Origin of the sequence: Streptomyces tuirus, assembly GCF_014701095.1 — a bacterium.
Taxonomy (GTDB): Bacteria; Actinomycetota; Actinomycetes; order Streptomycetales; family Streptomycetaceae; genus Streptomyces; species Streptomyces tuirus.
The window spans coordinates 2,202,720-2,227,003 of sequence record NZ_AP023439.1 but is presented as its reverse complement, the minus strand read 5'-3'; the positions used below and the strand labels follow the sequence as shown (position 1 = coordinate 2,227,003).

19 protein-coding genes and 3 tRNA genes are annotated in these 24,284 nt (G+C 73.9%); 6 read left to right on the top strand and 16 right to left on the bottom strand.

Translation table 11 applies throughout. The features are described from left to right. Positions 1–47: 47 nt before the first annotated feature. Positions 48–1,343 carry an RNA polymerase sigma factor gene (locus tag IGS69_RS10315; RefSeq protein WP_190898467.1) on the top strand — a complete coding sequence of 432 codons (1,296 nt, stop codon included), beginning with the start codon at positions 48–50 and terminating at the stop codon, positions 1,341–1,343. 157 nt (positions 1,344–1,500) lie between these two features. Here the strand turns inward: IGS69_RS10315 and IGS69_RS10310 are convergent, their stop codons facing one another. The 4 genes from IGS69_RS10310 to IGS69_RS10295 form a co-directional block, all read right to left on the bottom strand. Then, a complete protein-coding gene (locus tag IGS69_RS10310; protein ID WP_190898466.1) occupies positions 1,501–3,429 on the bottom strand; it encodes an ABC transporter ATP-binding protein in 1,929 nt (642 codons plus the stop codon). Beyond that, positions 3,429–5,162, bottom strand: a complete 1,734-nt coding sequence (locus IGS69_RS10305) for an ABC transporter ATP-binding protein (RefSeq protein ID WP_190898464.1) — start codon at positions 5,160–5,162, stop codon at positions 3,429–3,431. The genes IGS69_RS10310 and IGS69_RS10305 overlap by 1 nt, the downstream gene beginning before the upstream one ends. 110 nt (positions 5,163–5,272) lie before the next feature. Then, positions 5,273–6,721, bottom strand: a complete 1,449-nt coding sequence (locus IGS69_RS10300; protein ID WP_190898463.1) for a xylulokinase — start codon at positions 6,719–6,721, stop codon at positions 5,273–5,275. Positions 6,722–6,892: 171 nt separating this feature from the next. Next, entirely contained in the window at positions 6,893–7,198 is a 306-nt protein-coding gene (locus tag IGS69_RS10295; protein WP_190898462.1) for a YtxH domain-containing protein, read from the bottom strand. Between the two features lie 160 nt (positions 7,199–7,358). Between IGS69_RS10295 and IGS69_RS10290 the strand changes: the two genes are divergently transcribed. The 3 genes from IGS69_RS10290 (at position 7,359) to IGS69_RS10280 (ending at position 7,773) form a co-directional block, all read left to right on the top strand. Then, a tRNA-Asn gene (locus IGS69_RS10290) sits at positions 7,359–7,431 on the top strand. 5 nt (positions 7,432–7,436) lie between these two features. Then, positions 7,437–7,509 (top strand) — tRNA-Asn (locus IGS69_RS10285). Positions 7,510–7,699: 190 nt separating this feature from the next. Further along, positions 7,700–7,773 (top strand) — tRNA-Ile (locus IGS69_RS10280). An 80-nt stretch (positions 7,774–7,853) separates the two neighbouring features. On the opposite strand, the gene uppS is transcribed toward IGS69_RS10280, so the two are convergent. The 5 genes from uppS to IGS69_RS10255 form a co-directional block, all read right to left on the bottom strand. Beyond that, complete coding sequence (gene uppS / locus IGS69_RS10275; protein ID WP_332836552.1) at positions 7,854–9,731, bottom strand: polyprenyl diphosphate synthase; 1,878 nt, start codon at positions 9,729–9,731, stop codon at positions 7,854–7,856. Positions 9,732–9,800: 69 nt separating this feature from the next. Continuing rightward, positions 9,801–10,766, bottom strand: coding sequence for a YihY/virulence factor BrkB family protein (locus IGS69_RS10270; protein WP_190898461.1), 966 nt, complete (start codon positions 10,764–10,766; stop codon positions 9,801–9,803). 67 nt (positions 10,767–10,833) lie between these two features. Then, complete coding sequence (locus IGS69_RS10265; protein WP_190898460.1) at positions 10,834–11,076, bottom strand: DUF6411 family protein; 243 nt, start codon at positions 11,074–11,076, stop codon at positions 10,834–10,836. A 52-nt stretch (positions 11,077–11,128) separates the two neighbouring features. After that, complete coding sequence (locus IGS69_RS10260) at positions 11,129–11,308, bottom strand: hypothetical protein (RefSeq protein ID WP_190898458.1); 180 nt, start codon at positions 11,306–11,308, stop codon at positions 11,129–11,131. A gap of 89 nt (positions 11,309–11,397) precedes the next feature. Next, positions 11,398–12,096: an ANTAR domain-containing protein gene (locus IGS69_RS10255; protein ID WP_190898457.1), complete on the bottom strand. Its 699-nt coding sequence runs from the start codon at positions 12,094–12,096 to the stop codon at positions 11,398–11,400. A 189-nt stretch (positions 12,097–12,285) separates the two neighbouring features. Between IGS69_RS10255 and IGS69_RS10250 the strand changes: the two genes are divergently transcribed. Both IGS69_RS10250 and IGS69_RS10245 read left to right on the top strand, forming a co-directional pair. After that, the gene (locus IGS69_RS10250) at positions 12,286–12,642 is read left to right on the top strand and encodes an STAS domain-containing protein (RefSeq protein ID WP_232543475.1); all 357 of its coding nucleotides are present in this window, start codon (positions 12,286–12,288) and stop codon (positions 12,640–12,642) included. Further along, positions 12,639–13,592, top strand: a complete 954-nt coding sequence (locus IGS69_RS10245; RefSeq protein WP_190898455.1) for an anti-sigma factor RsbA family regulatory protein — start codon at positions 12,639–12,641, stop codon at positions 13,590–13,592. Before IGS69_RS10250 ends, IGS69_RS10245 begins: the two co-directional genes overlap by 4 nt. A 14-nt stretch (positions 13,593–13,606) precedes the next feature. Here the strand turns inward: IGS69_RS10245 and IGS69_RS10240 are convergent, their stop codons facing one another. The 7 genes from IGS69_RS10240 to IGS69_RS10210 form a co-directional block, all read right to left on the bottom strand. Next, positions 13,607–14,644, bottom strand: coding sequence for a rod shape-determining protein (locus IGS69_RS10240; RefSeq protein WP_190898454.1), 1,038 nt, complete (start codon positions 14,642–14,644; stop codon positions 13,607–13,609). A 171-nt stretch (positions 14,645–14,815) separates the two neighbouring features. After that, the gene (locus IGS69_RS10235) at positions 14,816–18,073 is read right to left on the bottom strand and encodes an HAD family hydrolase (RefSeq protein WP_190904773.1); all 3,258 of its coding nucleotides are present in this window, start codon (positions 18,071–18,073) and stop codon (positions 14,816–14,818) included. Continuing rightward, positions 18,063–19,070, bottom strand: a complete 1,008-nt coding sequence (locus IGS69_RS10230; RefSeq protein WP_190898452.1) for an AAA family ATPase — start codon at positions 19,068–19,070, stop codon at positions 18,063–18,065. The genes IGS69_RS10235 and IGS69_RS10230 overlap by 11 nt, the downstream gene beginning before the upstream one ends. A 200-nt stretch (positions 19,071–19,270) precedes the next feature. After that, entirely contained in the window at positions 19,271–20,959 is a 1,689-nt protein-coding gene (locus IGS69_RS10225) for a VMAP-C domain-containing protein (protein WP_190904445.1), read from the bottom strand. A 32-nt stretch (positions 20,960–20,991) separates the two neighbouring features. Then, positions 20,992–21,363: a CU044_2847 family protein gene (locus IGS69_RS10220; protein WP_190904444.1), complete on the bottom strand. Its 372-nt coding sequence runs from the start codon at positions 21,361–21,363 to the stop codon at positions 20,992–20,994. An 81-nt stretch (positions 21,364–21,444) separates the two neighbouring features. After that, positions 21,445–22,785 carry a carboxyl transferase domain-containing protein gene (locus IGS69_RS10215; RefSeq protein ID WP_190898451.1) on the bottom strand — a complete coding sequence of 447 codons (1,341 nt, stop codon included), beginning with the start codon at positions 22,783–22,785 and terminating at the stop codon, positions 21,445–21,447. Continuing rightward, entirely contained in the window at positions 22,778–24,235 is a 1,458-nt protein-coding gene (locus tag IGS69_RS10210) for an acyl-CoA synthetase (protein WP_190898450.1), read from the bottom strand. The genes IGS69_RS10215 and IGS69_RS10210 overlap by 8 nt, the downstream gene beginning before the upstream one ends. Between the last annotated feature and the right edge of the window lie 49 nt (positions 24,236–24,284).

Genomic DNA, 24,284 nt, shown 5'->3' with positions numbered 1-24,284 from the left:
GCACGCCCCTCGTGGCGACGATGTGTCTTACCCCACACTGGGTTCCGGTGCCTGAGTCCTCGGAGCGCGGCCGATCCGTCACCGACGGGTCCCAGACCCCCGCGGTTCCGCTCATCGCGTACGGGACGGAAAGCGGCGAGGCCGATTCCGCTCCCGAAGTGCCGCTGCCGTACCCCTTGGCAGCGATCATCCTGGAGGTCGCCCCCGTGCAGACCCAGACCCTCACCCAGACCGACGCCGGTGCCGCGCCCGGCGCCGACGGCACCGCGCCGGACGCGGAGGCCGACGCCCTGTCCGCGGTCCCGGCGCAGAGCCGCGCCGCGCACCACCCCGAGTCGGAACCGGAGCCGGAGGAGCCGCCCGCCGAGGCCGTGGAGGCGGCCGAGCCCGCCGAGGTCGTCGTACCGGCCCCGGCCCGCACCGACTCCGGCAGCCCCTCCTCGGACCTGTTCCGCCAGTACCTGCGGGAGATCGGCCGCATCCCCCTGCTGACCGCCGCCGAGGAGGTCGAACTCGCCCGCCGTGTCGAGGCCGGCCTGTTCGCGGAGGAGAAGCTGCGGCGCACCCCCGACCTGGACAGCCAGCTCGCGGTGGACCTGGACCGGCTCGTCGTCATGGGCCGCATGGCCAAGCGCCGCCTGATCGAGGCGAATCTGCGCCTGGTCGTGTCGGTCGCCAAACGGTACGTCGGCCGCGGCCTGACGATGCTCGACCTCGTCCAGGAGGGCAACCTCGGCCTGATCAGGGCGGTCGAGAAGTTCGACTACGCCCGCGGCTACAAGTTCTCCACGTACGCGACCTGGTGGATCCGGCAGGCCATGTCCCGCGCCCTGGCCGACCAGGCCCGCACGATAAGGGTCCCGGTCCATGTCGTGGAGCTCATCAACCGCGTCGTCCGCGTCCAGCGCCGCATGCTCCAGGAGCGCGGCTACGAGCCGACGCCCGAGGAGGTCGCGGCCCACCTGGAGCTGCCGCCGGAGCGGGTCAGCGAGGTGCTGCGCCTCGCCCAGGAGCCGGTGTCGCTGCACGCGCCCGTGGGCGAGGAGGACGACGTCGCCCTGGGCGACCTGATCGAGGACGGCGACGCGACGTCTCCGGTGGAGTCGGCGGCGTTCCTGCTGCTCAGGGAGCACCTGGAGGCGGTCCTGTCGACGCTGGGGGAGCGGGAGCGGAAGGTGGTCCAACTCCGCTACGGCCTGGCGGACGGCCGCCCCCGCACGCTGGAGGAGATAGGCAGGATCTTCGGTGTGACGCGGGAACGGATACGCCAGATCGAGTCGAAGACTCTGAACAAACTGCGGGACCACGCCTTCGCGGACCAGCTGAGGGGTTATCTGGACTGATGCGGTCTGCGGGCCGGTGGGGGCGGATCGCGCAGTTCCCCGCGCCCCTGAAGGGGCGCCGACTGCACGTCCCTGAAGGGGCGCGGGGAACTGCGCGACCAGCCCCCACCGGACCCACAGCCGCCCCACGACCCCACCCGGCACCCCCGGACGCGACTCAGTCCACTTCGGCCACCGCCTGCGCGAACTGCGCCTGATACAGCCGCGCATACGCCCCACCCGCCGCGAGCAGCTCCTCGTGCGTGCCCTGCTCGACGATCGCCCCGTTCTCCATCACCAGGATCGCGTCCGCGTCCCGGATCGTCGACAACCGGTGCGCGATGACGAACGACGTCCGGCCGTGGGCGAGTTTCGCCATGGCCTTCTGAATGAGGACCTCGGTACGGGTGTCGACCGAGCTCGTCGCCTCGTCCAGCACCAGGATCACCGGGTCGGACAGGAACGCCCGCGCGATGGTGATCAGCTGCTTCTCACCCGCGCTGACCCCGGTCCCCTCGTCGTCGATCACCGTGTCGTACCCGTCCGGCAGCGTCCGCACGAACCGGTCCGCGTGCGCCGCCCGGGCCGCCTCCTCGATCTCCCCGCGGGTGACCTCCCTCGACGTCCCGTACGCGATGTTCTCCGCGATCGTGCCGCCGAACAGCCAGGTGTCCTGGAGCACCATGCCGATCCCGGCCCGCAGTTCGTCCCGGGACATCCGCGCGATGTCGACGCCGTCGAGGGTGATGCGCCCGCCGGTGACGTCGTAGAACCGCATCAGCAGGTTCACCAGGGTCGTCTTGCCGGCACCCGTGGGGCCGACGATGGCGACCGTGTGCCCCGGCTCGACCTTCAGCGACAGGTCCTCGATGAGCGGCTTGTCGGGGTTGTAGCGGAACGACACGTGCTCCAGCGCCACCTGCCCGCGCAGCTCCTCGGGCCGCAGGCCCGGCACCGGGTCGGCGCCCTGCTCCTCCGCGTCGAGCAGCTCGAAGACCCGCTCCGCCGAGGCGACACCCGACTGCACCAGGTTCGCCATGGACGCCACCTGCGTCAGCGGCATCGAGAACTGCCGCGAGTACTGGATGAAGGCCTGCACATCGCCGATCGACAGCGAGCCGGAGGCCACCCGCAGCCCGCCGACCACCGCGACCAGCACATAGTTGATGTTCGACACGAACATCATCAGCGGCTGCATGACCCCGCTGTTGAACTGCGCCTTGAACCCCGCCTCGTACAGCGCGTCGTTCTGCTCGGCGAACTGCTCGGCCGACTCCTCCTGCCGCCCGAACACCTTCACCAGGGTGTGCCCGGTGTACATCTCCTCGATGTGCGCGTTGAGCTTGCCCGTCGTACGCCACTGCTGCACGAAGTGCGGCTGCGACCGCTTGCCCACGCGCGTGGCGACGACGAACGACAGCGGCACGGTCACCAGCGCGACCAGCGCCAGGATCCAGGAGACCCAGAACATCATCGCGAGCACGCCGATGACGGTCAGCACCGAGTTGATGAGCTGCCCCATCGACTGCTGGAGCGTCTGCCCGATGTTGTCGATGTCGTTGGTCGCCCGGGACAGCACCTCACCGCGCTGGCGCTTGTCGAAGTACGACAGCGGCAGCCGCGACAACTTCGTCTGGACGTCCTCGCGCATCCGGAACATGGTCCGGTTCACGGCCCGGTTCACCAGCCGCGTCGCCACCGCCATCAGCAGCCCGGCCACCGTGAACACGCCCAGCGCCAGCAGCAGCACATGCCCTACGGCGGTGAAGTCGATGCCCTCGCCCGGGGTGAAGTCGGTGCTGCGCAGCATGTCGGCGACGTCACCGTCCCCGCGCTGCCGCATGGAGTCGAGGACCTGCTCCTTGCTCGCCCCCTCCGGCATGCCCCGCCCGACGATGCCGGCGAAGACCAGGTCGGTCGCCTTGCCGAGGATCTTCGGCCCGACGACGCTGAGGCCGACGCTGAGCACCACGCACAGCAGCAGCACGCCGATGGTGATCCGCTCCGGCCGGAACCGCGCGACGAGCCGTTTGCCCGACCCCTTGAAGTCGAGCGAGCGCTGGTCGGGGCCGCCCCCGGCCATCATCCGCCCCATGGGCCCCGCCATCAGGCAGCCTCCGCTTCCGTCAGCTGGGAGAGCACGATCTCCCGGTAGGTCTCGTTGTCCGCCATCAGCTCGTGGTGCCGTCCGGTGCCGACGACCCGGCCCTCGTCGAGGACGACGATCCGGTCGGCGTCCCGGATGGTCGCCACCCGCTGGGCGACGATCACCACGGTCGCCTCGGCGGTCTCCTGCCCCAGCGCGGCCCGCAGGGCGGCGTCCGTGGCGTAGTCGAGCGCGGAGAAGGAGTCGTCGAAGAGGTAGATCTCGGGCCGCTGCACCAGCGTCCGGGCGATCGCGAGCCGTTGGCGCTGACCACCGGAGACGTTCGTCCCGCCCTGCGCGATCGGCGCGTCGAGACCGCTCTCCAGCCGCTCCACGAAGTCCTTGGCCTGCGCCACCTCCAGCGCGTGCCACAGCTCCTCGTCGGTGGCGTCCGGATTGCCGTAGCGCAGGTTGGTCGCCACCGTCCCCGCGAACAGGTACGGCTTCTGCGGCACCATCCCGACGGTCCTCGCGAGCAGCTTCGGGTCGATCTCCGTCACCTCGACACCGTCGACGAGCACCTGCCCCTCGGTCGCGTCGAACAGCCGCGGGACCAGCCCGAGAAGCGTGGACTTGCCGCTGCCGGTCGAGCCGATGACGGCGGTCGTCTCACCCGGCCTGGCCACCAGGTCCACGGCCCGCAGCACCGGCTCCTCGGCACCCGGATAGCGGAAGCCCGCCCCGCGGATCTCCAGATGCCCGTGCCGGCGCAGCTCCCGCACCGGCGCCGACGGCGGCACGACGCTGGAGGAGGTGTCCAGCACCTCCTGGATGCGCTCGGCGCACACCTCCGCGCGCGGCACCATCATGAACATGAAGGTGGCCATCATCACGGACATCACGATCTGCATCAGATAGGCCAGGAACGCCGTCAGGTCGCCGATCTGCATGCCGCCGCTGTCGATCCGGTGCGCGCCGAACCACACCACGGCGATCGACGACAGGTTCACCACCGTCATGACGATCGGGAACATCAGCGCGAGCAGGTTGCCGGTGCCCAGCGCGAAGTCGGTGAGATCGGTGTTGGCCTTCCGGAAGCGCTGCTGCTCGTACTCGTCCCGGACGAAGGCGCGGATCACGCGGTTGCCGGTGATCTGCTCGCGCAGCACCCGGTTCACCGAGTCCAGCCGCTCCTGCATCGACCGGAACAGCGGCCGCAGCCGCCGCACGATCAGCGTCACGCAGATGCCCAGCACCGGCACGACCGCCACCAGCACCCCGGACAGCGGCACGTCGAGACCGAGCGCGAGCACGATGCCGCCCACGCACATGATCGGCGCCGAGACCAGCAGCGTGAACGTCATCAGCGCCAGCATCTGCACCTGCTGGACGTCGTTCGTCGTCCGCGTGATCAGCGACGGCGCCCCGAAGTGACCGACCTCACGCGCGGAGAACGACTGCACCCGGTCGAACACGGACGCCCGCAGGTCCCGCCCCAGCGCCGACGCCGTACGGGCGCCGTAGTACACGGCGCCGATGTTGCACACGACCTGGACCAGCGAGATGCCGATCATCAGGCCGCCGTAGCCCAGGATGTAGCCGGTGTCGCCGTTCACGACACCCCGGTCGATGATGTCCGCGTTCAGCGTGGGCAGGTAGAGCGTGGCGCAGGTCTGCAGGAACTGCAGCAGCACCAGCAGGGTGATGGGTCTCTTGTAGGGCCTGAGATAGGTCCGCAGAAGTCGTATGAGCACGCTGCTTCTCTCGGAGTGGACGACGGGGCGAGTGGTTGCCCCTGGCCCCTATCGTCGAACACTCCACCGGCGTTACCTCAAGCGAATTAACCCGACAGGCGGTCAAACCGTCAGAGGGCCCCGGGGTGCGTCTGCTCCCGAACCGCCACGAACTGTTGGCGCACCGCCTGCCCCACGGCCAGCTCGTCCCCGGGCTCCAGCACCTGCGCCACCGCGCCCTGCCAGGCAGGCGGGTTCCGCACATCGAGCGTGCCCTGCGACGCCCCGAGCGCCCAGGCCGCCTGGCGGGCGGCGCCGATCGCCGCGTAGTCCGCGGGCTGCGGCACCACGACCTGCGTCCCGAACAGCATGGGCGCCGCGGCCTGCACGGCGGGCAGTTCGGCGGCCGGCCCGAGCAGGAACACCCGCCGCACCTCCACACCCCGGCCGCGCAGCACGTCCAGCGCGTCCGCGAGCCCGCACAGCATTCCCTCGAACGCCGCCCGCGCCAGATGCTCCGCCTTCATCGACTCGCGCCTGAGCCCGGCGAGCGTCCCGGCGGTGTGCGGCAGGTTCGGTGTCCGCTCACCCTCCAGATAGGGCAGCAGCACCAGCCCGTGCGACCCGGGCGTCGACTTCATCGCGAGGTCGGACAGACTCTCCAGATCCGGCAGCCCCAGCAGCTCGGCGGCCCCGCGCAGGGTCCGTACGGCGTTCAGCGTGGTGACGACGGGCAGGTGCATGCCGGTCGCGTCCGCGAGCGCGGTGATCATCCCGGACCCGTCGACCAGCGCCTCGGGGTGCACGGCCATCACGGACCCGGACGCGCCCAGCGACACCACCGCGTCGCCGAGGCCGATGCCGAGTCCGAACGCCGCCGCCATGGTCTCGCCGGTGCCCACCGAGATGAGCAGCCCCTCCGGCGTCGTACCGGCGGCGTCCGCCGGGCCGATCACCTCCGGCAGCATCACCTGGTGCCCGAGCGCCAGCTCCACGAGGTCGGGCCGGTAGCCGCCGGTCGCCGCCGACCAGTAGCCGGTGCCGGACGCCCCGCCCCGGTCGGTGGTTCTGCGCACCGGCCGGCCCAGCAGCTGCCACACCAGCCAGTCGTGCGCCTGGAGGAGGATCGCGGTGCGCTGGGCGTTCTCCGGCTCGGTGCGGGCCAGCCAGCGCAGCTTGGTGACCGGCTGCGCGGCCTGCGGCACACAGCCCACGGCCTGCGCCCACGCCTCGCGCCCGCCGAGCGCGTCGACGAGATCGGCCGCGGCCACCTGCGTGCGCTTGTCGCCGCCGACCATCGCCGGCCGCACGGTGTTGCCCTGCGCGTCCAGCGGCACGACGGCGTTCTGCTGCGCCGAGACGCCGATCGCCTGCACGCCCTCCAGCAGCCCGCCGCCCGCGGCCTCGCCCAGCGAGAGCAGCCAGGCCTGCGGATCGACGTCCGACGGCCGGCCGCCGCCCTCGGGGCTCTCCACCGGATGCGGTGCATATCCCTGCCTGAGCACGGCTCCGGAGTCCGTGTCACAGACGACGATACGAGTGAAATCGGGTGAACTGTCCAACCCGGCGACTATCCCCATGGCCAAAATTCTGCCGTACCGCTGCGCCGGCTTGGGCCGTGGGCGCCGTGGGGGTGCGTCGCCGGGTTCGCGTGCGGGTGCGTCGGGGCTGGTCGCGCCCACGCGGCGGAGCCGCACATCGACACAGCCCCGCGCCCCTTTCGGGGCGCTGGCATGATCGGCATCAGAGGGTCACGTGTTGGTCGTGCCCCAGTCGTCCTCGCCGCCGTTGTGGGTGGCTCGGTCGCGGAGGTGGCGGACGCGTTCCGTCACCGACTCGGGGACGCGGTCCCCTACCTTCTCGCTCACCACGTGGTACGCCTTGCCCGCGAACTCGCGGCCCTGGTGGGCCGCCGTCTCCGCGGTGTTGCGGACGGCGGGGTTCTGAGCGAACTGCCTGGCTGACTTCTTCAGCTGCTCGTAGCGCTCGCGCCCGGCCCTCGTGCCCAGCACGTAACCCAGGACGACTCCGGCGACGAACGTGAGCCGGTAACGCATGGCGGCCACCCTTTCCTTGCGTAGGTCTCCGGTGCGGCGTCGGTGCCGGGGAGTACCGATTGGCGGAGCACCCCCCTGCTTGCGCTAATGTATGTGTCGCAGCGAACGCGCGCCCCCTGGCGGATACCCAGGTAGGTACGTTCGATGCAAAACGAGACCTTCCTCGGTAGCTCAATTGGCAGAGCAGCCGGCTGTTAACCGGCAGGTTACTGGTTCGAGTCCAGTCCGGGGAGCTCGGTCCTCCGTAGCTCAATTGGCAGAGCAGCCGGCTGTTAACCGGCAGGTTACTGGTTCGAGTCCAGTCGGGGGAGCAGGTTGAACGAGGACCCCTCTCCGGGGTCCTTTTTCATGTCTTTCTCCCTGGTCCGGGAACCGCGCGGCACCCGGCGCAGTCCTCAAGGTCACGTAGGCCGTGCGAAGCCGCCCAGCCGAAGCAGGAGATCGTATGAGCGGCTATGCTGCGGCAGACGGCGCGCACACATGTACGCGACACGCCGCTATGGGGCGGTAGCTCAGCCGGTTAGAGCAGCGGACTCATAATCCGTCGGCCGTGGGTTCGAGTCCCACCCGCCCCACCGCGCGCTACACGCGCAGAACCGTTTCTACTCGCGGGAGTGCGAGAAGGGCGGTGCCGCTCCAGGGCGGCTCATCCGGATCACCCGCCCGGCCCCGCGGCAGGGGCCGTCGAGCAGTGGGCTGCTGACGGACCGTCGGCAGGGGGTGAAGCCGGAGTCGCGCCGTGGTGCCGCTGGCGGTGGGTGTACGCGGCCAGCGCCTGCCAGAGGTCGCGGCGGTCGGTGTCCGGCCAGAGGCCGGGCGTGAAGTGCAGCTCCGCGTAGGCAGCGTGCCAGGGCAGGAAGTTGGAGACGCGCTGTTCGCCGCCCGTGCGCCAGAGCAGGTCCACGTCCGGCAGGTCCGCCAGGGGCAGGTGCCGGGCGAAGTCGTCCTCGGCGATCAGGCCGGGCTCCAGGCGCCCCTCCCGGGCCCGGTGGGCCAGGGCGGCGGCCGTGCGGGTGAGCTCGTCCCGGCCGCCGTAGTCGATGCACATCGTCAGGGTCAGGCCGGTGCGGGCGCGGGTGGTGCGTTCGCGCAGATGGAGGACGTCGACCAGGTCGGGCGGCAGGCGGCCGGCGCGGCCGTGCCAGCGCAGCCGGACGTCCAGGTCGCGGAAGGGGTTCTCGGTCATCTCGCGGCGCAGCAGGTCGAGGATCGCGTCGACCTCCTCCGGGTCCCGGTGCCAGTTCTCGGTGGAGAAGGTGTAGAGCGTCAGATGGCGCAGGCCGAGGTCCAGGGCGCCGTACACCACCTCGCGGACCGCGGCGGCACCTGCGCGGTGGCCCTCGTGCCGGGGCAGGCCGCGCTGCTGGGCCCAGCGGCCGTTGCCGTCCATGATCACGGCGACATGGGCGGGCAGATCACCGGGCGGGATCTCCGGGGGCCGCGCGCCGCTCGGGTGGGGCGGCGGCGGCCGGAAGGTGCCGGGGGCGGGTGCCGGCCCGGCGGGGGCCGGCGGCCGGTGGGCGCCGGGGCGCTGGGGCGGCGGCACCGTCAGCGGGGTCAGGCTCCAGGCCAGGGCCGCGCGGGTCCGGGCGGGGGCGAGGATGCGGGCCCGGGTGCGCAGCGCGGGCCGGGGCGGGGAGCGGAGCAGGGCCGGACCCGCGGCGTCGATCGCGTCGAGCTGGGCGCGCAGCAGGGCGGCCATCGTGTGCAGGACCGTGGCGGGGCCGGGGTGCATGCCGCGGGTGAGGGACTCGTGGCTCACCCACTGGCGGGCCAGGCCGGTCACATGCGTGACCAGGGCGGCGACGGCGGGGCTCCAGCGGCGCCGGGCCAGATCGGCCGCCGACCCGGGGTGCAGGTCGAGGGCCTCGGCGGGCAGCAGGAGGTCGCCCTGGGCGAGGTCGGCGGCCAGGTCGGTGAGGATGTCGGTGAGCCGGACGCCGTCGAGGAACTCCTCATAGGTCTCCCGGGTGTCCAGCCGCAGCGCGACGGGGACTCCGGCCCGGTCGAAGACCGTGCGGACCAGGCCGAACCAGGGCAGGAGGTTGTCCCGGCCCCAGGCGCGCCACTCGGCCCAGTCGGTGAAGTGCCTGCCGCCGGTGTCCTCCTGGACCTGGGCCATGGCGTCCCGCAGCTCGGACAGGTCCAGGCGCCAGCGGTTCGCGGTGTCCACCAGGGCGCGGCGGACCGGGTCCGGGCTTGATCCGGTGGGCAGTTCGCGGTGCAGGGCGGTGATCCAGGCCCCGACCCGGGCGGCCCGCTCGGCGGCGGGCGCGGTGCGGTCGTCGCCCAGGTCGTCCAGGGCGTTGGCGGCGGCCCACAGGGCGTGCAGCGCCGGGCGCAGGGCCGCGGGCACCAGCTGGATCAGCGCGTACTCCGCCGGGTCCTCGTGCTTCGTACGGCGCCGGCACAGTCGGTAGGCCGCCCGCAGGGCCGGGTCGTCGCCGGTCGGCGGGGGGCCGGCCGGTCCGGGGGGTGTGGAGGTCGCTTCGAGGTCTGCCGGTGCTGTGGTCGCGGGGGGCACTTCGCTCACACCCAGGACGATACGTCCTGGTTCGGCGCGGTGATCAGAGGGGGCCGGGCGCGCGTCAGCCGGGGGACGTCACGGACCCGGCCCCGGGTCCGGGTGCACGGCCTCGGTGACGCCGGCCCGGGCCGCCTCCAGCTGAGCGGCGAAGGCGATGCCGAGGAACAGGACCACCCCGGTCAGGTTGGCCCACAGCAGCAGGGCGACGAACGCCGTCAGCGGCCCGTACACCGCGCCGAAGGAACCGCTCTCGGCGACGTAGAGGGACAGCAGCCAGGTGGCCGTGATCCACAGCACCAGATGGACCGCCGAGCCGAACGCCAGCCAGGTGTAGCCCGGTTGGTCCCGCCGCGGCGCCCAGCGGAAGATCACCGACGAGGCGACCCAGGCGAGCAGCACGCCCAGCGGCACGTCCAGGACGCCCCACCAGTCGAGCCAGGTACGGGACCAGCCGTAGGTCTCCACCACCGCACTGCCGACGGCCTCGCCCGCGACGAGCACGAGGAACCCCAGGACCATCGGCATGCCCGCGGCGAGGGCCAGCAGCAGGCCACGGCCGTACTTGGCCAGGAAGGGCCGGTCGCGCTCGATGCCGTAGATGCGGTTGGCGCCCCGCTCGACCTGGGCCATCGCCGAGGCCAGGTTGAGCACGGCGAAGGCCAGGCCCGTCCACATCGCGACAGCGCCCCAGGCGCCGGAACCGGCGCTGCGCTCGGTGCTGTCGAGGGCGTCCTCGATCAGCTCCGCGCTGGCGCCGGGCACGATCCGGCCCAGGGTGAGTTCGATGATCCGCCCCACGCTCTCGGTGTGCACGGTGGTGGCGACGCCGACCAGGGCGATGGTGAACGGCACCATGCCGAGGACCACCTGGAAGGCGAGGGCGCGGGAGTTGGTGAAGCCGTCGGCGTAGCGGAACCGGGTGAACGCGTCGACGAGCAGCCGGCGGCCCCCGTAGCGCCGCAGCGCGGTGAACGCCTCATCCCCGGAGAGTTCCTCCCCGATCATGTCCCGCGTCTGCGGGACATGCACAGCGGTACCCATCGAGAAGGTCTCCTTCTGCCTGCCCTGCCCTACCCGATCAGCATGCCGGGCGGTCCGGCCGCGCGGGTCAGAAGGGCATGCGGCCGCGGGTGCGGCGGCCGGCCGAGCCGCTGCGGCTCACCGCGCGGGAGCTGGTGTGGAAGGGCTTGCTGAAGAGCCTGCCCAGGACGCCGGGGGCCTTGCCGCCGGCCCGGGCACCCGCGCCGAGCGAACGCTGGGTGCCGCGCTCGGGGTGGCGCGAGAGACGGGGGACGAGGAAGGCGAGCACGGCCAGGAGCACGCACCCGGCGATGACGACCGCGATGATCACGAATAACTCCCTTGACTGGTCGGGGAGATACGGGTGCCCCGTCGAGTCGCCTCTATGTGGTCTCCGCGCCCGTGGTCTCCGTGGCCTCCTCCGCGTCGGCGTCGGTGTTCGTGTCGGTCGCGTCGGCGTCGTCGCGGTCGCCCTCCGCCTGGGACGGCGTGGGGCGCGGGGTCGTGTCCGGCTCGTCGCCCTCGCGGTCGCCTTCGGCCCGGGACGGGGTGTGATCGCTCATGGTCTGCCTCCCTGCGCGGCTGTCGGCCCCCCGGGTACCCCCGTGGGACCGGGCGCACCGGGGCCGGGCGCGCGCATGCCCCTCGGCCTTCAGCCCCGGCGGCGCCGTGCGACCGCCCGTTGCAGCGCCGTGCGCAGCTCGGGGGAGGGCGGGGGGCCGTCCGCCTCCGCGCTCGCCGTCACCGCCGCCGCGACATCGCGCAGCTTGGTGTTCGACAGCTGGGACGTCTCGCGCAGGATGTGCCACGCCTCGTCGGACGTGCAGCCGTGCGTGGCCATGAGGATGCCCCGGGCCTGGTCGGTGACCGGGCGGGAGGCGATGGCCTGGCGGAGCTGCTCGACCTCCTCCCGCAGCACGTGCAGGCACTCCGCGCGTTCCAGGGCGACCGCCGAGGAGGCGGGGGCGGTCGGCGGCACGGCGGGAACCGGGCCCGTGACGGCCAGACCGGTCAGCGGGTCCGTCGTGTCCAGGCCCGCCAGCTCCAGGATCCGGCGCGGCTGGCCGTTCCAGTTCGTCGCCGTCACCGTCAGCGACCGCTGCCGGCCGTGATCGGCGAGCACGTCCAGGAACTGCAGACCGGCCGTGTCCATGAAGTGCACGCCCGTCATGTCCAGGTCGACCCGGGTGACGGTGGCCGGCAGACCGGCCAGGGTCCGGGCCAGGATGTCCGCGCAGCCGTGAACGAGCTCACCCCGCGGGGTGAGCTCGGCGCGGTCCGCGTCGACGCGGCCACAGATGACCAGGGTGTCCAGCCCTCCGGTGAGATGTGGTGATGCCGCTGAGGTCATGTCACCGCCTTGTCGGTCCTCGTCGGTCGTGTTCGTCTCGCTCGCCGGACTGCGCGACGTCACTCGCCCCCGTGGACGTCGGTGTGAGGTGCGCCTGCCCGCCGTTCGGCGTGCTACACACCTTTCGGGGGAATGAGCTTCTGTCGTACGGGTACGAGCGCTGTGGTCCCGAAGTGTGGGGAGACGGCCTTGAACACTCGGCAACAGCTGTCGGAGAGCGGCTCTCGCGGCCCGGTACCGGGCCTCGCGGTCTTCCCGCTGGCCGGGCAGCAGGGCGTCCGGGCGGCCGGTGAGGTCGGTCTGACGACCCGTGCGATCTGGGAAGGCGTACTGGAGCAGGCTGTTCGTGAGGACGATGACGTGTACTACCTGGAGCTGTCCGGCGTGACGTTCGTGGACGTCGCGGGCGCCGGCGCGCTCGCGGCCGCCGCCGGGCAGCTCCGGGACGGCCGGCGGTTCGTGGTGCGCAGGCCGCCGCCCGCCCTGCGGCGCACGCTGGACCTGCTATGGCCGGGCCAGAGGGGAATCGAGGTGTCGACGTCATGACCGCTGCCGCCACCGAGCCCTTCGGGCCGCTCGACCCCTTCGCCCACCCCGCGCTCCTCTACCGGGACGAACAGGAATACCTCGACGGCACCCTGCCGTTCGTGCACGACGGCCTGGACGCCGGCGAGCCGGTCGCCGTCGCCGTGCCCGGCAAGAACCTCGCCCTGATCAGGGACGCGCTGGGCGACGCCGCCGAAGCCGTGCGGCTGCTGGACATGCGCGAGGCCGGACGCAACCCCGGGCGGATCATCCCCGGCGTGCTGCGCGCCTTCGCCGACGCCCAGCCCGCCGGCCGCCGGGTGCGGATCATCGGCGAGCCCGTCTGGGCGGGCCGCTCCGACACCGAGTACCCGGCGTGCGCCCAGCACGAGGCGCTCATCAACGCCGCCTTCCGCGGCCGTACGGCGACGATCATGTGCCCGTACGACGTGGCGCGGCTGCCCGAGCACATGGTCGCCGACGCCTACGCCACCCACCCCGCCGTCATCCACCCCGGCTCCCGCACGGCGCGGGACAACGACGCGTACGCCCCCGAGGACGTCGTCAGCCGCTACAACGAGCCGCTGGCGCCCGTGCAGGACGCGCTGACGTTCTCCTTCGTCTCCGACTCGCTCTCCCACGCCCGGCACGTGGCCGTCGGGGAGGGAGCGCGGCTCGGCCTGGCCGGCGTGAAGCTGGACGACCTGGCCCTCGCCACGGCCGAACTCACCACCAACAGCGTGGTGCACGGCGGGGGTTCGGGCGTGCTGCGGGTGTGGGCCGAGGAGGGGTACGTGCTGTGCGAGGTGCGCGACGGGGGGCGGCTCGCGGACCCCCTGGCCGGACGCCGGCCCGTGCCCCGCGACCAGCGCGGCGGGCGCGGGATCCTGCTGGTCAATCTGATCGCCGACCTGGTGCGGGTGCACCGGGGCGACAGCGGGACGACCGTGCGCTGCTGGTTCGCCCGCTGACCGGCGCCTGACGCTCAGGTGCTCAGCGGGTCCAGCGCCAGCGGCGCGATCCGGCCCTCCAGCATCGCGCCGAGACCCTGCACGGCGCACACGTCCGGGCGCTCGGCGATGTGCACCGGCATGCCCGTGGCCTGCCGCAGCATCTGGTCCAGGCCCGGCAGCAGGGCGCTGCCGCCGACCATCATGATCCCCCGGTCGGCGAGGTCGGCGACCAGATCGGGCGGGCAGTCCCGCAGCACCTTGCCGATGCCGTCCAGGACCGCGGTGAGCGGCGTCTGGATGGCGTCCCGGACGGCCGCGGTGTCGACCTGGACGGAGCGGGCCAGCCCGGTGGCGACGTCCCGGCCGTGGATCTCGGTGGAGGCCGGGCCCTGCGGGGTGAGGCCGTTGCCGGACAGGGCCAGCTGCAACGGCCGCACCGACTGGCTCGGCAGCATCAGCTCGTGCTCGTGGCGCAGGTGCTGCACGATCGCGTGGTCGACGGCCTCTCCGCCCACCGGGATGCGTTCGGCGGTGACGATCGAGCCGAGCGACAGCACGGCCACCTGGGTGGCCGCCGCCCCGCACACCATGATCATGGTCGCCTCGGGCTGCTCCACGGGCAGCCCGCAGCCGACGGCGGCGGCGATGAGCGTGTCGACCAGCTCCACGCGTCGCGCACCGAGCCCGACGAGCGTCTCGATCGCGGCGCGCTGGGCCAGCGGGTCGGCGTCGTGCGGGGTGCAGGCCGCCGCGCGCAGGATCGGCTTGCGGCGCAGGCCGCGGCGCATCTTGTCGCCGAGCAGGTGCCGCAGCATGCGCTGCGCCATCTCGATGTCGACGACGGTCCCGCCGGAGACCGGCCGGACCACCCGGATGTAGTGCGGGGTGCGGCCGGTCATCTTCTCGGCGAGCTCGCCGACCGCGATCAGCGCGCCGGTACGGGTGTTCACGGCGGCGGCGGACGGCTGGTCGACGACGAGGCCGGCGCCCTTGACGTAGACGCGTGTGCGGGCCGCCCCCAGGTCGACGGCGAAGTGGCAGCGGCGCAACTGCTCCAGACTGGCGGTCATGGCAGGTCCTCCCGAGAGCACAGACCGTGGGGGGCCGCCAGGTGGCGGGCCTCGCAGACGTGGGTCCGCCGGGTTGGCGGCCTCTTTCGCATCGTGCGCGGGACGGGGCCGGGCCGCCTTTCCTGGGGGGCCGGGCGGGGTGCCGCCGAACGGGGGGTTCGCAGTTTTGGGTCACAGGGAGCGCGCGGCCTCCAGCAGGGGCGCGAGGGAGGTCACGGTGGTCTCGCAGCCGGCCTCGCGCAGCTGCCGGTCGGTGGTGGTGTTCCGGGCGAGGCCGATGAAGCGCAGCCCGGCCCGCTGGGCGGCGGCGAGCTCGGCGACCGTGGAGCCGATGACCAGGCCCGTCGCGGCCGACCCCGCACAGGTGTCGAGGGCGCGCAGCATGCAGTCCGGGTGCGGGGTGAGCAGGGCGAGGTCCTCGGCGCGTCCGTGGACGCCGGCCAGGGGCAGGGCGCCGTAGGGCCGCAGATAGCGGGGGACGGCCTCGGCGCAGACGTCGGTGATGACACAGACGCGGCGGCCGGAGGCGTGCAGGGTGCGGACCAGGGGCGCGGAGTTGTGCGTCGCCGGGGCGTGCGGCACCGCCCGGAGTTCGATCTCGTCGAGGCGTTCGCGCAGCAGCGGCCCGAGCGGGTCCCGCGCGAAGGCCCGGAGCACGTCCAGCGGATGGGCGAACGTCTCCCGCACCGCGCCGGGCAGGGCGTGCCGCGCGTCGCGGTGCTCGTCGACCAGGGCGAGCAGGCCGAGCACGGCCTCGCGTGCGGTGCTCGCCGAGAACAGCCGGGTCATCGGGCCGTCGAAGCCGACCAGGACCGTCTCGGCCTCGCCGAGCAGCCGCGGCAGCGGGAGCCGCGCGGGAGCGGTCCCTTGCGGCCCGGGCAGGGCCGCGCCCTCCCGGTCCAGTTGAACCGACGCCGTCACCGACAGCCCGGGCACCGGCCAGCGGCGCAGCCCGGCGTTGACGGCGCGCTGGGCGGCGCCGGCCCGGCGCAGCGGATGCCGGCGGGTGATGCGGGCCGCCTCCTCCAGCAGATGGCCGAGCAGCGGCTCGGACACCCGGCCGACTTCGGCCCGCACGAAGGCGACCGGGTCCTCCACGTGCCAGGACAGCTCGACGGCGGCGGCGAAGACGCCCTTGCCGGAACTCGGCAGGGAGACCCGGTGGTGGGCCTGGTGCGTGGTGAGGTCGACCTCGTAGTACGTCACGAGCCGGGGCTTGCTGTCGTCGTGCGGCCGGGCGGGGTCGAGGAGGGTCAGCGGGCCGTCGGGCCGGGTGTGGACGACGGCCGTGCGGCCCGGGGCCGGTATGCCGAGCCGGCGCAGGTCGCGTGTGATGAAGGGGCCCTGCACCAGGTCGCGGGCCTCGGGCTCGGGGGTGGTGGCGGGGGACAGCGGGCAGTACCAGGCGACGGGCGGGGTGTCCGTGGCGCCGTCCTGGTAGAGGGGCTGGAAGCGCTGGGGGCCCTGGGCGGCCGAGCTGGCGGCGAACTGCTCGTAGACGGCCGGGGAGACGATCACCTGGATGTCGGCGGGCACGGGCGGCGGCTCGGGCGGCGGGACGGGCCGGTCCCAGAACGTGACGGTCAGGGGCGGCGGGTCCACGAGTCCGGTGAGCACCTCGGGCAGGCCGCGCAGGACGGCGACCAGCACGGGCAGGAGGTAGGTGCCGGGTTCGGTGTGGACGTCGTAGCCGCTGCCCCGGACGCGCACGTCGAACCGGTGGGGGGCGAGCGCGCCGCGGGAGAGCATCTCGTGCACCGCGTACTCGAGGGTGATGCGGGCCTCGGGGTGGCCGGTGAGGTCGTCGGACTCGAAGAGGATCGTGGGGGCGGTGGGTTCCGCCGCGGATCGCGTGTCCGTCCCGCCCAGCCGTCGTACGGTCTCCTCGCTGACCGTGGCGAACGCCGGGCCGGCCTCGTCGTGTCCGTCGCCCGTCTCGGCCCGGAACTGACCGGCCGCGAGCCCCGCGCGCTCGTCGATCAGGCCCCCGACCCGGGCGAGGAACTCCCGGGTCCGGCCGCGGGCCGTGCGGGGCAGGGAGCGCAGCAGCAACTCCCGTACGCCGGGCCGGAACGCGTAGGAGCCTGAGGGGCCGGGGGCGGCGGTGAGCATGCCGCTGAGGATCACCTCGGCCAGGTGCTGGGGGCGCGGGTCGCGGTCCAGGGTGCGCTGGACGAGGCGCATGACCGGGACCGAGGGGACCGCCAGCGCGAGATGCCCGGCCAGGCGGAAGGCCTCGGGGGACGCGGTCGCGCGAAAGCGCAGGACCAGGTCCTCGGGGGAGGCCGTGGTGTGGTCGGGGGCGGGCTCGGCGGGGGGCGCGGGAGCGGCCGGCAGCCAGGCCACCGCGCCGGGTGTGCGGGCGCCGCCCGGGTCGGCGAGCAGGGCGGCCCAGTGGGAGAGCCAGGGGGCGCCCGGTTCCAGGACCGGCAGCGGGAGGGCCCCGGCCGGGGGCGGTGAGGCGTCGTACGGGGTGAACGCGAGGGTCGCCGTGGGGGCCGCGGCGGTGGGAGCCGTCAGCAGGCCCGGCTCGGCGGGCAACGCCGTGGTGGGCCACAGGTGTTCGGGGAGGGGCTGGACGACGGCGAGCGGCATGCGGTGGGCCCAGTTCCGCAGGGTGCGGTACCAGCGGTCGCCCGCCTCGCCCGGGCGCCACTGCGGGCCCATGCAGTCGCTGACGACGAGGGTGGCCGTGCGGCTGTCGTCGAGGACGGGGACCTGGCGGGCCCGGCCGTCGGGCGTGGCCGGGTGCAGGGTGACGGTGCGGAAGATGCCCGACTGGGCGAGCGCCGCGTGCAGTTCGCTCACCAGGGGGCGCCAGACGGGCATGGTGGGGCCGGTGTCGTGCACGAGGTTCAGACGCAGCCAGCGGTCGGGTGCCGGGCGCAGCACGGGGAGCCACACGTCCGGGTGGGCGCCGAGCCGCGCGATCCGGTCGGCCGTCGCGCGCTCGTCCAGCAGGCGCGCGTGCGGGGAGGGCACCTTGCGTTGCAGCGGACGCAGGGCGCGCTGCAGCGCGAGGGGGTGGGGGAGCATCGGCGGCGCGGGCGCGAGGAGCGGCGATCCACCGCCGCCGGGGTGGTGCTGTGGACCGTCCGGGGGCCGTGGGGCGGGCAGGCGGAGGGGGACGCGGTCGTGAGCGGCCGGGGCCGGGGGCTCGGTGGGGTGCGCGGGGGCGGGGGGTGTCTGCTCGGCGGGGCCGGGTGGGCCGGGGGCGGTGCCGGGAGTCTCGGGCGCGACCGGCCGGCCGGCCTCGGGCTGCCCGGTCGGGTGCTCCCCGACGAGGGGCTCCTCCGCCGCTTGCTCCAACTGACCTGCCAGCCACAGCAGTTCGGCGATCTCCCGAGGTGTCGGAGCGGCGCCCGCCGCCGACAGGGCCGCCGCCAGCCGGGCGACCGGGGACGGCCCGGATCCGGCCTCAGAAGCCATCGCCGTCGGCCGCCGCGCTGAGGTACGGCATCAGCTGCTCGGCGAGGTCGTCGCGCGAGTCGGCGTCCAGGCCCGCCACTCCTGTGAGGTAGAGGGCGTTCAGCAGCTGGTCGGTGGCCAGTTCGCCGCCGGCGGCCCGCTCCAGGAAGCGGCTGATCAGGCGGTCCGCGTCACCGCTCGGCGTGTCCAGATGGGCCCGGACGATGTGGGTGAGCTGGTCCCGCCCGGGGCGGCGCAGCTTCAGTCGGACGCAGCGGCGCAGGAAGGCGGGTGGGAACTCGCGCTCCCCGTTGCTGGTCAGCACGACGAACGGAAAGGCCCGGCAGCGGACCCGGCCACGGCGGACGGCGACCGGCGTGTCCGTGCCGTCGGCGAGGACCTCGGCCGCGCCGTCGCCGGAGTGCCGGGCGGCACGGGCCAGCTCCGGGATCTCGTACTGGCCCTCCTCCAGGACGTTCAGCAGGTCGTTCGGCAGGTCGAGGTCGCTCTTGTCGATCTCGTCGACGAGCAGCGCGCGGGGCCGGTCGTAGGGGAGCAGGGCGGTGCCGAGCGGGCCGAGGCGCAGGTGGTCCTCGACACCGCCGGGCCCCTCCTGCCCCTGTCGGGCCGCGTACAGCCGGGACAGCGGGTCGTACTGGTAGAGGCCGTCCGCCAGCGAGCTGCGGCTGGTGATGTTCCAGCGCAGCACCGGGCCGAGCCGCAGCTCGCGCGCCACCGCGTAGGCGAGGGACGACTTGCCCGTGCCGGGCGGGCCGGTGACGAGCAGAGGGCGGCGCAGACAGAGCGCGGCGTTGACGAGCCGGACGCTCTCCTCGCCGGCGACGTACGACTTCGCCCGGTGCACGCGGTCGGGGGAGACGGCCGTCGCGTCGTCGCCCTCGTGCGGCGGCGGCAGGGCCGGCCCGCCGTCGAAGGCACGCCAGGGCGGCGGGGCGGGCAGATCGTCGATGCCGTCGTGCGGCTCGCTGCGGCCGGTGTAGACGGACCAGTGCGGCATGGGGGGTGGTCTCCGCTCTCCGTTTTCGTGCGGGTGCTTCTCGGGGCGCGTCGCGTGCAGGGTGTTTCTCGAGGCGCGTCGCGGGCGGGTGTTTCGCGAGGGGCGTCGCGGGCGGGTGTTGCCGGGGCGTGTCGCGTGTGGGTGTTTCGTGGGGTGCGTTGCGGGTGGGTGTCTTCCGGGGCGCGTCGCGTGCGGGTGGGTCAGGCCACCGGCGACCTCGCGTGCGCGGCGGTGACGGCGTGCGGGTCGGCGAAGAGCCGCGGGTCGTCCCAGAGCAGCTGGATGCCGTGCGCCCAGTGGTCCTCCTCGGCGAGCGCCTCCTCGCGCAACGCGAGGACGTGACGCGGGAGTTCGGCGGGCGGTACGGCCCTCACATGGGCGTCGAGCGCGTCGAGGAACGCCTTGCCGGTGCAGCCGTCCGCCCCGGCGCACTCCTCCTGCCCGGAGCCGCAGCCGCCCCGCGACCACACGATCACCGGGGCCGGAGCGGCGAGCGAGATGTCGAAGTGGGCCCGGGTGCGGGCGGCGGCCGGGGCGGCACCGAATCCGGCGAGACACGCGTCGCGCTGCCGCAGCCGCAACCTCAGCCGCCCGGGCTCCTCCGGGCCGCCGCACTCGACCCGGTGCATCCGCGCTCCCGGCCAGGAGTCCAGGCGCTTCCACGCCCGGGTCAGCACATGCCGGGTGCTGGCCTTGCGGCGGGCGTGGTCGGTGACGACCAGCGGGTAGACGCAGCCGAGCGGCGTGTCGTCGTCCGGGCCGCTCTCCCAGCGGTCGACCGGCCAGTCCAGCCAGTCCCGCGGCAGCGCGAACGCCACCAACTCGTCCGCGCCGGGCGTCAGATAGCGGAAGGCCGCCTCGATCCCCTCCTGCACGTACGCGTGCAGCCGGTGCTGCTCGACCGTGCCGGACTCGACCGGATGCCGCCGCCCTTCGCTGTACGCGGACACCTCGACCCGGACCAGGCCGTCGCCCGCCCCGCTGTGCCCGAGCTCCACCAGGATCGGCGACCAGTCGGGCGCCGACGGCTCCACCGCCGGGGCCCGCAGCAGTTCCTGGAGCCGGTCGGCGAACCGGGCGACGGTGCGGGCGGCGCCCGGGCCGTCGAGTTCGCACAGCACGAACAGGGCCGCCGACCACAGCGAGTCGAACCCCTCCTCGGGCGGCGCGGGGTCGAACGGGTCGGCCGCCGCCGTGTACAGCCGCGCCGGGTCGCAGTCCAGGCCGGCGCGGGCCGCCTTCTCGACCAGGGCGCGCAGCCGGGCCCGGTCGGCACTGGTGTGGTCGGAGGTGGGGACCAGGCTCTGCAGGTCCGGCCAGTAGCGGGCCATGACCTGGGTGGGCATCATCCGGCCGGTGCGCACCTCGCCGCTGCCGGAGTCGGCCGTGACCATGCCGACGACCTCGCCGGTGTCGGCCAGGGTGACGGCGGCCCCGCTGAAGCCGGGGGCCAGGGGCTGGCCGCCCTGGTGCCAGGCCTCCAGCTGGAGCCACTCGCGTCTGATCAACTGCGCCGCGGTGACCCGGCATTCGGTGAGGGTGCCCTCGTCCCAGCCGTCCGGGAAGCCGTAGACGACGAGCCTGCGGGCCGCCGGGCCGTGCGCCGCGTCGACCGGGGCCAGCGCGGCCGGGGCCATCGGCATCTCCCGGTCCAGCTCCAGCACGGCCAGGTCGCCGGGGTCGGTGACGCCGCCGCTCCAGCCGCCGTGCGCGACGACGCGGGCCGGGACAGCGGGGGTCCCGGGCCGCTCGGTGAAGGTCACCGTCAGGTCCTCGCCGTCGCCCACGACATGGGCGCACGTCAGCACCGTGCTCGGGGTGACCAGGAAGCCCGCTCCGGCCACCCGGCCCCGTAACTCGATCCGGGCGTGCCACTCGGCGCTGTTCAGAGCGCTCGTCGCTGCGCTGTCCACGGCGCTGTTCATGAGGCGGCGCCGGCCCCCGGGGCGGACGCGGCATCCGATGCGGCGGCCTCCGGCTTGGACGGGGACCAGGTCAGCTTGACCACCAAGTGCCCCTCGGCGGTGCCCTTGGCGATGAACGCGCCCGTCTCGGCGGCCAGTTTCACCCCGAACTCGATCTCCACGCCGTCCGGTCTCAGCGAGCCGTCCCGGAAGACGCGCAGCGCGGACTCGGCCGCGGCCCGCACCCCGTCCAGGGCGCCCTCGAAGGTGCGGGCCGCCTGAACCGTGCCGTCACCGCGGGAGACCAGACGGGAGCCGGACCGCTCCTCCACCGCCTCGACCGCGACCACGGCCCCGTCTCCGGTCCTGAACTCGACCAACCCGTCCACGACACCCCCGTACGTTCGCATGCGCTGGGCAGCACCATTGTGACGGACGGTACTTGATGGCGCCGAGGGCATTCACCGAACTCACCCACCGACGGTCCCCCGGATCACCCCCAGCTCCACCAGGTCCTGCGGCCGGATGCGGAGTTGGTCCGCTGTCGACTCCACCTCGCGCGGGGGCCGTTTGAGGATGGCCGCGGCCAGTTCCGGCGCGATCACCGAGAAGTAGCTGTCGGGTGTGGCCCAGGTGTTGCCGGGGGCGGCCAGGGCCAGGGCGCCTCCCGAGCCCCCCTCGCCGATCACCAGCGTGGTCACCGGGGTGCGGGCGCTCGCGACCGCGCCGAACAGGTCGGCGATGGCCGCGCCCGCGCCCTGCCGCTCCGCCTCCGCGTCGTTGGCCGCGCCCGGGGTGTCCACCAGGGTCAGCACCGGGACGCCGAGCCGGTCCGCGAGGCGGATCAGCCGGGCGGCGGTGCGGTATCCGGCGGGGCGGGTCGCGGTCCCGGTCTGCGCGGCGTAGGCGACCGTGCGGCCCTCGTGCGTGCCGAAGCCGCACAGCATGCCGTCCGGGTCGGTGCCGCCGCAGCGGTCGCCGCTGATCTCCGCCCTCTCGGTGAAGTAGGCGTCCAAGTAGGCCCCTGCGCGCGGCCGTTGCGGGGAACGGGCCCGGCGGACGGCGTCCCAGCCGGTGACGGGCAGGACCGCGGACTCGCCGAGCGGTTCGGGCGGCGGGGCGGGCGTCGTGGAGGGGCAGGTCAGCAGCCGCAGCCATCGCCCGAGCGTTTCGCGCAGTTCCTGAGGCCGTACGACCGCGTCCGCCGCCCCGGCGGCGACCTGCGCCTCGGCCGTGTACGCCGCCGGGTCGGCGTCCGCGGGCCGCACCCGGGACCCGGCGAAGCCGACCTGGGCCCCGGGCAGCGCGAGCACCACGTCCGCGCCCGCGCCCAGGGTGGCCCAGCCGCCCCCGGTCGTCGGGTCGCGCAGGACCGCGACCTGCGCGAGACCGGCTTCCCGGGTGAGCGCCGACTGGCGGGCCACCCGCTGGAGTTGGGTCAGCGCGAGCATGCCCTCCTGCATGCGGCTGCCGCCCGTCGCCACCAGGGGCACCACGGGGAAGCGCCGCTCTCGGGCGTAGGCGTACGCCGCCTCCAGCCGGTCGCCGGTGCGCCGGCCGAGGGAGCCGCCGAGGAAGCCGAACTCGAACGCGATCAGCACGGCCCGCACGCCGCCGACGCGGGCGGTGCCGCAGACCACGGACTCCTGCTCGCCGGTGCGTTCGGCGGCCCGGGCGAGGGAGTCGTCGTAGCCCGGCCAGGCCAGTGGGCCGTCGGGCCGCGACTGCCGTGCCGGGGCGGGGAGTTCGGCGAAGGTGGCGTCGTCGGCGAGGGCGGTGACGACCTCGCGCGCGGAGAGGCGTTCAGCCATGGGCCAGCGCCCGCTTCATGATCTTGCCCATGTCGTTGCGGGGCAGCGCGTCCAGGTGGTGCACGACCCGCGGCCGCTTGTGCGGCGCGAGCCGCTGCGCCACATGGTCCGCCAGCTCCTCCAGCGCGGGCGGTGCCTGGGGATCCGCCGGCACGATCCACGCGACGATCCGCTCGCCCAGATCGGCGTCCGGCTCCCCGGTGACGGCCGCCTCCCGCACTCCGGGGTGTTCGAGGAGCGCGTTCTCGATCTCACCGGCCCCGATCTTGTAACCGCCGCTCTTGATCAGGTCGGTGGCCTTGCGGCCGACGATCCGGACATAGCCGTCGGGGTCGCGCACCGCCATGTCGCCGGTGCGGAACCAGCCGTCGGCGGTGAAGGCGGCGGCGGTCGCGTCGGGGCGGTTGAGGTACTCGGTGAACAGGTTCGTCCCGCGCACCTGGATCTCGCCGACCGTCTCCCCGTCGTACGCGGTGACCTCCGAGCCGTCCTCCTCGACCAGCCGCAGCTCCACGCCCGGCAGCGGCACGCCGACCGTGCCCGGGCGGGCCTCGCCGTCGGCACGGACGCTGGTGTTCATCAGCGTCTCCGTCATGCCGTACCGCTCGATCACCCGCCGCCCGGTCGCGGTCGCGATCCGGCCGTGGTCGTGCACGGGCAGCGCGGCGGAACCGGAGACCAGCAGCCGGGCCCCGGTCAGCGCCTTCACCAGGTCCGGATCGCTCGTCACGGCCTCGGCGATGCGGTGGTACATCGTCGGCACGCCGAACAGCATGGTCGCGCCACTGTTCAGCTCGCGCGCCACGCCCTGGGTGCTGAAGCGGCCCAGATGCCGCACCGATCCGCCGCGGCGCAGCGGGCCGAGGGTGCCCAGGACCAGGCCGTGCACATGGAACAGCGGCAGTGCGTGGACGAGGACGTCGTCGCCGGTCCACTGCCAGGCGTCGGCCAGCGCGTCCAGGGTGCTCGCGACGGCCCGGCGCGGGATGACGGCTCCCTTGGGCGGGCCGGTGGTGCCGGAGGTGTAGACGACCAGGGCCGGGTCCTCGTCCGCGGCGCGGTCCTCGGGGGCCGGGCCGGTGGCGTGCACGTCGACGTCGACGCGGGTCAGGTCCCGCAGGGGTGCGGGGAGCAGGTCGTCGGGGGCGGTGAGCACGAGGTCGGGGGCGCTGTCGGACAGGATGTGCCCGAGTTCCTTCTCACCGGACTTGGGGTTGAGGGGCACGGCCGGGACTCCGGCCAGCAGCGCGGCGACCACGGCGACGGCCGTCTCCATCGTGGGCGTCGCCCAGACGGCGACCCGCGTGGCTCCGCCGATGCGGCCCGTGAGCGCTCCGGCAGCGGCGGCGAGCTGCGCGTAGGTGAGGGAGCGCTCGCCGAACCGGAGGGCCGGGCTGTCGGCCGGGCTGCCTGCCGGGCTGTCGGTCAGGGCCGGGAAGAGAGGGGGCACGCGTCACATCTCCTTGACTGTTGCCTGCGTTGTCCGTGGGCGGTGGACC

Coding starts and splice junctions, on each gene's coding strand:
- IGS69_RS10310 (WP_190898466.1), bottom strand. CDS start 3,429: ATGGCGGGGCCCATGGGGCGGATGATGGCCGGGGGCGGCCCCGACCAG.
- IGS69_RS10300 (WP_190898463.1), bottom strand. CDS start 6,721: ATGGGGATAGTCGCCGGGTTGGACAGTTCACCCGATTTCACTCGTATC.
- IGS69_RS10295 (WP_190898462.1), bottom strand. CDS start 7,198: ATGCGTTACCGGCTCACGTTCGTCGCCGGAGTCGTCCTGGGTTACGTG.
- IGS69_RS10270 (WP_190898461.1), bottom strand. CDS start 10,766: ATGGGTACCGCTGTGCATGTCCCGCAGACGCGGGACATGATCGGGGAG.
- IGS69_RS10260 (WP_190898458.1), bottom strand. CDS start 11,308: ATGAGCGATCACACCCCGTCCCGGGCCGAAGGCGACCGCGAGGGCGAC.
- IGS69_RS10255 (WP_190898457.1), bottom strand. CDS start 12,096: ATGACCTCAGCGGCATCACCACATCTCACCGGAGGGCTGGACACCCTG.
- IGS69_RS10245 (WP_190898455.1), top strand. CDS start 12,639: ATGACCGCTGCCGCCACCGAGCCCTTCGGGCCGCTCGACCCCTTCGCC.
- IGS69_RS10240 (WP_190898454.1), bottom strand. CDS start 14,644: ATGACCGCCAGTCTGGAGCAGTTGCGCCGCTGCCACTTCGCCGTCGAC.
- IGS69_RS10235 (WP_190904773.1), bottom strand. CDS start 18,073: ATGGCTTCTGAGGCCGGATCCGGGCCGTCCCCGGTCGCCCGGCTGGCG.
- IGS69_RS10230 (WP_190898452.1), bottom strand. CDS start 19,070: ATGCCGCACTGGTCCGTCTACACCGGCCGCAGCGAGCCGCACGACGGC.
- IGS69_RS10215 (WP_190898451.1), bottom strand. CDS start 22,785: ATGGCTGAACGCCTCTCCGCGCGCGAGGTCGTCACCGCCCTCGCCGAC.